The 9,370-nt window shown below is 38.8% G+C and carries 11 protein-coding genes; 5 read left to right on the top strand and 6 right to left on the bottom strand.

The features are described from left to right. From DS2_RS18900 to DS2_RS18880, 5 genes are all read right to left on the bottom strand, one after another. A partial coding sequence (locus DS2_RS18900; RefSeq protein WP_035016628.1) for an MmcQ/YjbR family DNA-binding protein occupies positions 1 to 371 on the bottom strand: 371 nt, incomplete at its 3' end. A 3-nt stretch (positions 372 to 374) separates the two neighbouring features. Then, the gene (locus DS2_RS18895; protein ID WP_035016626.1) at positions 375 to 2,204 is read right to left on the bottom strand and encodes an ABC transporter ATP-binding protein; all 1,830 of its coding nucleotides are present in this window, start codon (positions 2,202 to 2,204) and stop codon (positions 375 to 377) included. Positions 2,205 to 2,210: 6 nt separating this feature from the next. Further along, entirely contained in the window at positions 2,211 to 2,564 is a 354-nt protein-coding gene (locus DS2_RS18890) for a HopJ type III effector protein (RefSeq protein WP_035016625.1), read from the bottom strand. 119 nt (positions 2,565 to 2,683) lie between these two features. Further along, a complete protein-coding gene (locus tag DS2_RS18885; RefSeq protein ID WP_035016624.1) occupies positions 2,684 to 2,992 on the bottom strand; it encodes a hypothetical protein in 309 nt (102 codons plus the stop codon). A 2-nt stretch (positions 2,993 to 2,994) separates the two neighbouring features. Beyond that, positions 2,995 to 4,179, bottom strand: coding sequence for an NAD(P)/FAD-dependent oxidoreductase (locus tag DS2_RS18880; RefSeq protein WP_035016623.1), 1,185 nt, complete (start codon positions 4,177 to 4,179; stop codon positions 2,995 to 2,997). A gap of 130 nt (positions 4,180 to 4,309) precedes the next feature. Here DS2_RS18880 and panB point away from each other — a divergent pair, with 130 nt between their 5' ends. The 4 genes from panB to DS2_RS18860 all read left to right on the top strand — a co-directional run bounded on the left by panB (position 4,310) and on the right by DS2_RS18860 (position 7,138). Next, a complete protein-coding gene (gene panB, locus DS2_RS18875) occupies positions 4,310 to 5,059 on the top strand; it encodes a 3-methyl-2-oxobutanoate hydroxymethyltransferase (RefSeq protein ID WP_035016622.1) in 750 nt (249 codons plus the stop codon). 24 nt (positions 5,060 to 5,083) lie between these two features. Next, positions 5,084 to 5,845 (top strand): YciK family oxidoreductase, encoded by a 762-nt coding sequence (locus DS2_RS18870; RefSeq protein WP_035016621.1) that lies wholly within the window; start codon positions 5,084 to 5,086, stop codon positions 5,843 to 5,845. 220 nt (positions 5,846 to 6,065) lie between these two features. Further along, positions 6,066 to 6,542 carry a sigma-70 family RNA polymerase sigma factor gene (locus DS2_RS18865; RefSeq protein WP_051480027.1) on the top strand — a complete coding sequence of 159 codons (477 nt, stop codon included), beginning with the start codon at positions 6,066 to 6,068 and terminating at the stop codon, positions 6,540 to 6,542. Positions 6,543 to 6,544: 2 nt separating this feature from the next. Then, the gene (locus DS2_RS18860; RefSeq protein ID WP_035016620.1) at positions 6,545 to 7,138 is read left to right on the top strand and encodes a hypothetical protein; all 594 of its coding nucleotides are present in this window, start codon (positions 6,545 to 6,547) and stop codon (positions 7,136 to 7,138) included. Here DS2_RS18860 and DS2_RS20115 read toward each other — a convergent pair. Then, the gene (locus DS2_RS20115; protein ID WP_051480026.1) at positions 7,135 to 8,151 is read right to left on the bottom strand and encodes a GGDEF domain-containing protein; all 1,017 of its coding nucleotides are present in this window, start codon (positions 8,149 to 8,151) and stop codon (positions 7,135 to 7,137) included. The two genes, DS2_RS18860 and DS2_RS20115, sit on opposite strands and share 4 nt — an antisense overlap. Positions 8,152 to 8,620: 469 nt before the next feature. Between DS2_RS20115 and DS2_RS18850 the strand changes: the two genes are divergently transcribed. Continuing rightward, positions 8,621 to 9,352, top strand: coding sequence for a hypothetical protein (locus tag DS2_RS18850; protein WP_035016629.1), 732 nt, complete (start codon positions 8,621 to 8,623; stop codon positions 9,350 to 9,352). Positions 9,353 to 9,370 lie beyond the last annotated feature (18 nt).

The raw sequence follows: 9,370 nt of genomic DNA, 5'->3' as shown, positions 1-9,370 counted from the left end.
ATTGAGTGACACAGATTTCTAAACACTACCTTTTTAGCTTTTGGTAAACCCGCAACAACAAGCGCATACGACATATCAATCATGCGCTTTATCTCCCCTTCAGGCACACTGCCATTAAGCACGACGGTATTCCAGTGCTTTTTATTCATATGATATCCGGGGACAACAGCAGCAAATATGTCACGCAACTCAATTGCTTGCTCTGGCGAGCATTTTAAGTTCATATTGTCACAAGCATCAAATTCAGGGTGAACTTTACCAAATGATAAAGTAGCAAACATTTTGCCTGCTACTTTAAATACCGCGACGTCGGGGCCAAATGGATAATCCAATTCGGCCTCAGGTTTAGACAATAAATATTCTTTGTACATTATTTATAAATCATTCCCAATAAAACCACCTGTCTGGTGTGCCCATAATTGTGCATAAATTCCACCACTGGCAATTAACTCTTTGTGAGTCCCTTGTTCGGCAATCTTCCCTCCATCTAGAACAATAAGTCGGTCCATTGCTGCAATGGTTGAAAGGCGATGTGCAATTGCAATAACGGTTTTGCCTTGCATCAGCTTGTACAAACTATCTTGAATCGCCGCTTCCACTTCCGAGTCCAATGCAGATGTTGCTTCATCTAAAACAAGTATAGGTGCATCTTTTAATAATACACGCGCAATCGCAATTCGTTGGCGTTGACCCCCACTTAATTTAACTCCGCGCTCGCCCACTTGTGCATCATAACCAGTTCTTCCCTGTAAATCGGTTAGGCTTTGGATAAAGTCATGCGCTTCCGCTTGTTTAGCTGCTGCAATGAGCTCATCTTCACTGGCATCGTTGCGTCCGTATAGAATATTCTCGCGTACACTTCTATGTAACAAACTCGTGTCTTGGGTAACCATGCCTATTTTCGAACGTAAACTTTCCTGTTGAATCTTCGAAACGTCCTGGCCGTCAATTTGAATACTGCCGTTATTAATATCGTAAAAACGCAGCAACAAATTTACCAATGTTGATTTGCCCGCGCCTGAGCGGCCAACAATTCCAACTTTTTCGCCTGGCTGTATTTTTAAATCTAAATTATCAAATACCTTGACGTTGCCGTAAGAAAAGTCGACATGATTAAAATGAATCGCGCCTTGATTGACATTCAATTGTTGTGCTTGTGGTTTATCTTGCACGTCACGCGGTTGCGCTAAGGTGCGCATGCCATCTGTGGCTGTACCAATATTTTCAAACAACGAGCTCACTTCCCACATAATCCATTGTGACATGCCATTTAAACGTAACGACAAACTAACGGCTACCGCTATGGCCCCGACAGTAATTGAACTTTCTAACCACAAAGCTATAGATAAATATGCAACTGCAAATAATAATAAATAGTTGCTTATTTGCACACTGGTGATCATGCCTGTAGCCAAACGCATTTGTCGATAAACGGTTTTGAGAAAACCAGCCATGCCTGACTTAGCATAAGTCGCTTCTTGTTTGGTATGCGCAAATAACTTAACCGTACTAATGTTGGTATAGCTGTCTACAATGCGCCCTGTCATGTCGGCTCGAGCGTCGGCTTGTTGCATCGAAGCTTGTTTGAGTCGTGGAATAAAGAATCCTTGCAACACAATATAAACCACTAACCATACAAACATAGGCAATGCCAAACGCCAATCAGCCTGAGCAATCAACACCAACATACTGGCAAAATAAACGGTTACGTAGACAAAAACATCTAAAAGCTTCATCACACTTTCGCGCACTGCCAAAGAGGTTTGCATAACTTTGGTTGATATACGACCGGCGAAATCATTTTGAAAAAACGAAATACTTTGGCCTAATAAGTATCGATGTGCTTGCCAGCGAATTGCCATCGGATAATTGCCAAGTAATGTTTGGTGCACTACGGTTGCATGCAACCAAATGGTTAAAGGTGCCGCTACGAGTATTAAAAAGCCTAACCAAATAAGCTGCCCTTGATTCTGCTGTAAAAATGTATCTGGGCTGGAATTGGCTAAAATATCCACTAAGCGACCTAAGTAAGACATTAGGTAAGCTTCAATGATCGCTAAAGTAGCCGTAAGCAACGACATTAAAGCTAAATATAGCCCTATACCTTTACTGTAGTGGCGACAAAAGGCAAACAGAGTACTTGGCGGTGTGGTGGGCTCTTCTGCAGGAAAGGGCTTTAACAGCCCTTCAAAAAATTTAAACATATAAGATTAAGCTTCTTTAACTTTGAGTGCTTCGCTGGAAAATACAACCCCATCCCAACCAAACTTGATAAAGTTGCGGATATTTTGGTGATCTGTTCCTTGGGGGTTCTCTAATACATCTTTGCGGTAATAATCACCGAACAAATGCAGTGCCTGCTGTGGCGATAAATTATGTAACTTTGCAAAGGCAAAAATTTTACACGAGCCGTTATTCTGCCCTGCTAAGTTTACCGTTTCACCGTTTTTAAATTCGGTTTCAGTAAAATGGTAGTTTTCTTCTACCACTTGAATAACTTCTGCAAAACTGACTGATTCTGGTGTTGCTTGAACTTTGCTTAATAATGATTGTATTGAACTCATAACTCATCTTGGATAATAAAAAGCACTATTGTAGCCTAAGTTAACTAAGCGGATAAGTGCTAGATAACAAATAGATTGTTGCTGGTATTTCAACGAATTTTATACAAATAACCGCTGATTTAGTCGTCAGGCCCTAATTGGGTAAAAACCAAATGGTTTCGCATGTTTTTAATTAGAATACCTTTTTTTAACAACAACGCAGATAAGCGCTTTTGCCATAAAGTGAGTTGAGCATTTGCCTCGTCTACTGCCTGCTGGTTATTAAACTGCACTCGGACCAATAAACTTCCAGGGAAAGCATTGTGCTCCATACTAAACCAGCACTGTTCAACATCCGGAAGTTCAGCAAAAGCTTTTTGTTCTAATGCTTCTACCGCTGACATAACCGCCGCTTGTTGTTTAATTTGTACTTTTGAGAGTTTTTTCATCTTTATAACGCCATTCCGCAAGCAACACCACAGCTCCAAGCATATTGGAAATTGTAGCCGCCTAACCAACCAGTAACATCAGTTACTTCTCCAATAAAATATAAACCAGCCGATTTTTTTGCTTCAAAGGTTTTTGAGCTAAGTTCGTCAGTATCCACTCCACCTAGTGTAACCTCTGCAGTTCGATATCCTTCGGTGCCGTTGGGTTTAATTGTCCAATTGTGTAAATAGTCGTGAATATACTTAATTTCACTATGCGATAGCTGATTAACCGGCTTATCAGGTAGCGCTTTATCATTAATTAAAATTTCGATAAAACGTGATGGCAGCAATTGTGTTAAGCAATTTTTCAGCGACTTTTTCGGGCTGTCTTTGCGCCAGTTTTCTAGTTGCTCAGTTAAGTTACACTCTGGTAAAAGATTAATGGTGACAGCTTGCCCTGCTTGCCAATACGAAGAAATCTGTAAAATAGCAGGACCTGATAACCCCCTGTGGGTGAATAAGATATTTTCTCTAAATTGTTTGCCACTTTCACTGGTAACTAAACAGTCGATACTAATGCCAGATAAACCATCAAACCTTTGTTTATCGTGATCATGTAAAGTAAATGGCACTAATGCTGCGGTAGTTGGGACGACTTTTAAACCGAACTGCTCTGCAATTTTATAACCTAATGGACTGCCACCCAGTTTCGGCATAGTTAACCCGCCAGACGCAACAACGAGTGACTGACACAAATATTCATCTTGATTAGTGGTAACTAAATAACCTTGCTCGTTTTTAGCAACAGACAAAACTTCATTACGCAGCTTAATTTCAACGCCAGCCCAATCACACTCAGTTAATAAAATATCGACTAAGTCTTGTGCACTATTGTCGCAAAATAGCTGGCCATGCAAACGCTCGTGGTAACTCAAACCATGACGTTCAACAAGCTCGATAAAATCATTCGAGCTATAGCGGCTTAAACAAGATTTTACAAAGTGTGGATTTTGGCAAAGATAGTTTTCAGCAGTGGCGACTCTGTTGGTAAAATTAGAACGCCCTCCACCACTAATAAGTATTTTACGCCCAGCTTTTTTACCCATGTCTAATACCGCGACCGACTTACCGCGATAACCAGCCGTAGCTGCACACATTAACCCAGCTGCACCCGCACCAATAATTACTACGTCGAACTTTTGCACACTAAACCTTTTCAAACAACGTTTATAGAAACGCGCGCATTGTAACACAAGAATACATTAAGCCATTTTTTTACCCGTCAAAATGCAGTATCCTACGGCGATTGCAATTAACCCAAATGGTTGATTAAAAATGAAACAAACACTTAAACAATTACAAAATTTAAAGGGCAACACCCGTATTAGCATGTTAACGGCGTACAACTGCCCTGTTGCGCGCAGTATTGAACAAGCAGGTGTACCTATTATTTTAGTTGGCGATTCTGTCGGCATGGTTGAAATGGGCTTTTCGAGCACCCGCGATGTGACTATGGAACACATGGTTTACCATATTGGTGCTGTGCGCCGTGGCGCGCCTAATACCCATATTATTGGTGATTTACCTCACCTGTCTTATGAAAGTGTTGAAGACGCTGTTTCCAATGCAAAAAAATTGGTTGCAGCAGGCGCTGATAGCGTAAAACTTGAAGGACCTTATTTTGATGCGGTAAAAGCTATAGTTGCAGAAGGCATTGAAGTTGTTGCACATACAGGTTTAACCCCACAAAAAGCCACTAGCTTTAAAAAGGTCGGTAAAGATGCAGCCGAGGCCGAACAAATTTTACAAGATTCAGTTGCGCTACAACAAGCTGGCGCAGGCATGCTAGTGTTAGAACATATACCTGCAGAGCTCGGCCTTAAAATTACCCAAGCTTTAACCATTCCTACAATTGGAATTGGCGCGGGTGGTGACACTGACGGGCAAGTTTTAGTCATTAACGATGCATTAGGCATAGGTGATTATTGGCCGCCATTTTCCAAACAATATGCCCATGTTACTGAAACGATTTCGCAAGTGTGTGCCAAGTACAGACAAGAAGTGGAAAATAAACAATTTCCTTAACTGAAAAAATAAAGATTTAAATAGATGAATATTCCTGCTGATTTTCAAGCAACAACAACCGAGTTAAAAGATAAGGTTATTTTAATTACTGGTGCTGGTGATGGTATTGGTAAAGCTGCCGCTATATGTTTTGCTAAACATGGCGCTGAAGTTATTTTATTAGGCAAAACTACTAAAAAGTTAGAAGCTGTTTACGATGAAATAATGGCTTTGTCGCCTGAGTTTGATATAAAAGAGCCAGCTATTATCCCTTTGGATATGAAAGGCGCAAGCAAACAAAACTACATTGATATGGCGACTACCATAGAACAAACTTTTGGTCGCTTAGATGGCTTATTACACAACGCCAGTGCGCTTGGTAGCATTATGTCTTTTGAACAATTTCCAGAAGATATGTACCAAGAAGTAATGCAAGTTAACGTAAATGCGCAATTTATTATGACCCAAGCTTTGTTGCCTGTGTTAAAAAAATCACCAAGTGCTTCTATTGTTTTTACCAGTTCAAGTGTTGGCCGCAAAGGTCGCGCATTTTGGGCTCCCTATGCAATTAGTAAATTTGCAACTGAAGGCATGATGCAAGTATTAGCGGATGAATACGACAATACTAAAATGCGTTTTAATAGCTTAAATCCAGGCGCGACGGCAACTAATATGCGCCGTAAGGCTTACCCTGCTGAGGATCCAACCACACTTAAACAGCCGCATGAAATTATGCCAACTTATTTATATTTAATGTCTGATCAAAGTAAAGACATCAGCGGCCAAGCATTAACGATTAACCGCTAAAGACACTCGTCTAAGCAAACCGTTTGAATCATTGGAGTCAAATAACAGTTGGCTCCAATATTCCCCGCCAGAAAAAGAAAAAACCAACTAAAATTCAAAAATTTAGATCACACATCTAACTAAGCTCGCAAAAAATTTAAAATTATTTTATAACCAAGTGACACAAATTAGGTTTTGATTCGACCAATATAGGAAAGCGACAAAACAAAAAGGGAACCACATGTCACCCCACTTTCTAAATCTGATAAAACAGCAAGAACAAAAGCTGAATTTTATTGCACGTAGATACAGTGCAAAAAATGAAAGCGACGATCTATACCAAGAAATTGTTTTGCAATTATGGCGTAGCTTTCAAAGCTTTAGTGCTGAATCGACTTTTGAGACTTGGATGTACAGAGTTGCGCTTAACACAGCCTATAGCTATGTACGCAAAGATAAAACTCGAGTTTCAACAGTATCAGACGTATTGGTGGAAACAGAAGCGTCTGATTTAGCTTCATCCCCTGCTTGCCAAGCTGACTTGCTGCTGCAGTTTGCCGAAACTTTATCAGAAACTGACTCAGCAATTTTAATTATGTACTTAGACAACTTTACCTCAGAACAAACTGGCGATGTTCTAGGTATAAGTGCAAATGCAGTTCGCCAACGTTTAAACCGAATCAAAACCTCTTTTGAACAAAGCACATTAGGAGCTTAACAATGAAACTTGAAGATGCAAAAACCGCAAATATTTTCGCCGAGGATTCAGCTGTACCTAGTATCGACTTTAAACAAATTAGACAGCAGGCAACAAAGTTTGAAAAAACACTGAAACGCCGTGACTTTACCGAAACAGCTTTGGCATTTTTACTGGTGCCTGTTTGGTTGATAGCACTCAATTTTTCCGTAAGTATTATTCAAACTATCGGTCTAATCTTAGCGACTGTAAGTTGTTTATATATACCATGGAGAATGTATCAAGCCCGCAAAGTACAAGTAACACCCGATGCTGCCGACAATATTAAAATTTTCTTAAACAGACAAATTGACAAAATTGACCGTCAGATCGAATTACTCAGCAATGTGGTTAAATGGTACATCGCACCAATTGCAGTTAGCGTTTCTTTAATTCACTTGGGTTCACAAGTCACAGAAACTGGAATGCCAGTATTCGATACTTTTCAGATTGGCTACCTTATAACCGTTTTATTAGTTGCAATTGGCATCTACTGGTTAAACAAGCGAGCTATTAAAACTCAGCTACTACCAGAAAAAGAACACGTATTACAACAGCTAAAACAACTCAGCAGTTAAAAGAGTTCAATGTCGTTATCAAATTTTGGTTCAGCGACTTTACCGTGCTGAACCAAATCTTGGTAATAAGATACACAATTTCGCCCATGGCTTTTAGAAAAATACAAAGCTTTATCCGCCTGGCCCACCAAAGTGGTAGAAGGACACATTAAATCGACTTTGGTAACACCTGCACTAATGGTTACCCTGCCAATTGTTGAAAAATGATGTTGTTCAACACTTTGTCTAAACCTATTCAACACCATTAACGCGGTATCTTCGGTGGTCGCGTCTATGATGACAATAAATTCCTCTCCACCATATCTAAATAACAAATCTTCTTTACGAAACTTTTTTTGCATTAGCTTAGATATGGTAATCAGGACCTCGTCACCATATGCATGCCCATAGGTGTCATTTATCGTTTTGAAATGGTCAATGTCAATCAGTGCTATCCAATAGTGGCGTTTTTCAGCATCACTACGACCTTGTTGGGACGAATGCTTTTTTAATGCCTGCGCGTGTTGTAATAATTGCTCTAACCGCCCATCGAGTGTTTTGCGGTTATATAAACCAGTTAGCGTATCTTTTTCAGCTTCATTAATCAGATAAGATAAATTGCAATAAATAGCGACAAAATTATCAACAACCGCCTGCTGTTCGGTTCGTTGCTGGATATTGTTTATTTCAATAAAACCATAGTGAATACCCAGTTTAGACAAAGGCCACACACAGCGGCTTTCATCCGCTTGCATATGTTGATTTGAGTAGCAACGAGCGAACAATGGGTCTTGCTGCAATTGCGCAAAACTTTTAGTCACCAGCTCACTTTCGTATTTACTTAAAGTATTCGACTGCGTAGATACAACATAATAAAAAGAATCTACATGAGGAATCGCGCGGTACAAGTTGATATTAGCATCACCTAGTAAGTTTTTTATCGCCAATATTACGATTTGATCTAAACTCAACCTGTCTTTGACATTGGTAACATCAACAACCTTGTCGATAAGTTGGTTAGAGTCAGCGCTCATTACACCATACCTCAACACTTTGTATTATGAGATACTAGTATAGCTGACTCTAGTTTATTTAGTTAACTATATAAAGTTTTTATTTGTTGAGCATAATAACCATTGATCTTTCTGTTTTCGGAATTATATCTTGCGCACTACCTAGCAACGAAAAAATTGTAATAAATGGAGAGACATTTATTATCAAATACGTTTCATTATCTATGGATGGCAAAATTACAATAACCCTTTATGATGAGAAAAACTGTGTTGATATAAGCCGAAATATGAAAGAATTTCAAAGTACATTGACGGATTAGCTGTCTATCTTTCTATATATTCACTTTTGGCTTTTGAATTCAAGAATTAGAATTGGCTTAATGCCACAACAAAAAAACTGTATAAATAAACAGCACCCATAGATTTTTCTCAAAAAATATGAGAACTTATATCTAAGATAAAAGCTGTTTAATACATGCGATGGAATATTATGAACAAACTAAAAAAAAGCATTAATGTAAGGTTTTTCTCGATTGAAGCTGAGGGTAATTTTTTTTCTGAGTTCGTTTCTAATTATCAAGCTAATCTAAACAATGATAATCATACGAGAATTATTGGGATTCGAAATAAAAAGCATTTAATAAAAACCTCTGAGAGCGTCCAACAAGCAGATATAGACATATACCCTGTCACAGTTGTTCGTGAGAGAAATACATGGCAAACAAAAGCAACTAGTGATGGTAAAATAACGTCTATAGCCATAAATCAAGGAATAATTGGAGATCCTTTCTTTTTTTCAATTATCCCACAGTTAAAAGTAGTACTTGGATTTACATCGGGACCAAGCGTAAGTTTAAAGAGTGTAGGAAAAACTTTGCTGGATCAATTTACCAACAGCAGAGACAATAAAGTTAAACTTGAACTTATTCCAAAAGAAAAAGAGTTTTCAAAACTAACCGAAATTGCAGACTACAGTAGTTTGCACTTTAAAATAGGAACATCTTCACTTTCAGATGTATCTGAAAACGCACCTCAACTAATTAAAGACCTAAGTAGCGCACCATTTATTGAAGGTAATATGCAATTAGCCTTAGATTTTGATATTGATGAAAACGAAGATACAGGTCTTTCCAAACAAAGTGTAATTGAAATAATAAATTACTTATCAAACCACGATGACTGTACGTTGCTTAAAGTCAAGGGTAAAAATGGTAGTGTTTAGAAATCTGTGTCACTCAAT

The organism is Catenovulum agarivorans DS-2 (assembly GCF_000568405.1).
In the GTDB taxonomy this organism is placed as follows: domain Bacteria; phylum Pseudomonadota; class Gammaproteobacteria; order Enterobacterales; family Alteromonadaceae; genus Catenovulum; species Catenovulum agarivorans_A.
The sequence above is the reverse complement of the archived record's forward strand: the minus strand, read 5'-3'. Positions and strand labels throughout refer to the sequence as shown.